Source organism: Lentzea indica, from assembly GCF_012184385.1.
Lineage (GTDB): Bacteria > Actinomycetota > Actinomycetes > Mycobacteriales > Pseudonocardiaceae > Lentzea > Lentzea indica.
Genome location: NZ_VSRL01000584.1, coordinates 1 through 805, shown reverse-complemented (window position 1 = coordinate 805; position 805 = coordinate 1). Strand labels below are relative to the sequence as shown.

The window sequence follows — 805 nt, the reverse complement described above, 5'->3', positions numbered from 1 at the left end:
CACGCGCCGGTCGCCATGGCCCGCAACGCGATCTGGCGGGCCAGGTACAGACCGCCCACGACCACCATGCGGGTCGGCGTGGGGCGCAGCACGGACACGCTGAGCGGTTCGCCCTTGGTGCCCTGGCCGAGCATCATGCCGCCGCGGTCACCGCTCGGGCTGACCACGTCGAGCATGCTCGGCGACACCAGGAACTCCGGTGCCACCGCGCCGCGGCCGCGCGAGTCGAGCAGACGGGACGAAGAGCTCATGCCACACCTCCCAGCGGCAGCGTCGCGGCCAGGCCGGCGAGCTGCATGCCCCGCAACGGGGTCAGCGCGATGTCGAGCTTGTCGCTCAGCTTCGACAACTGGTCCTCCGCGCGGTCCAGCTCGCTCGGCGTGCGGGCGCTCACCCGCACCAGGCCGCGCAGTGAGACCTGACCGTCCTCACGGGACGGTGAGATCGACATCGCCAGCGTCGAGGACAACGCGCGCACGCCGGTCAGCGCGTTCAGGTTGCCCTTGAGGCCCTTCGACGGCCAGCCGGTGATCGCGTAGCTCGCGTGACCAACGCCACCCGCGGTGACGCCCGCCCACTTCTCCCGCAGCGACACGGGGTTCGTGTTGCCGACCGCCGCGGTCAGCTCGGCCGACGAGATCGCCGCGCGCAGCAGCTCGTCCGAGTCGAGCGGGCGGATCGTTACGCCTGCGGACTCCAGGGCGTTGCGGACACGGGACAACGCGCCGATCAACGCGCGGTGCGCACCGACGACGCCGCCGCCACGCTCCCTGATCGCCTCGCCGCAGCGGCGCGGGTCCGAGCC

1 protein-coding gene and 1 pseudogene are annotated in these 805 nt (G+C 72.5%); both read right to left on the bottom strand.

Annotated elements, in window-relative coordinates:
- A pseudogene (locus FXN61_RS49755) lies at positions 1–251 on the bottom strand (hypothetical protein); the annotation flags it as partial.
- Positions 248–805, bottom strand: a 558-nt coding sequence (locus FXN61_RS49750) for a type VII secretion protein EccE (RefSeq protein WP_167980677.1), incomplete at its 5' end; no start/stop codon positions are given. The gene FXN61_RS49750 and the pseudogene FXN61_RS49755, both read right to left, overlap by 4 nt.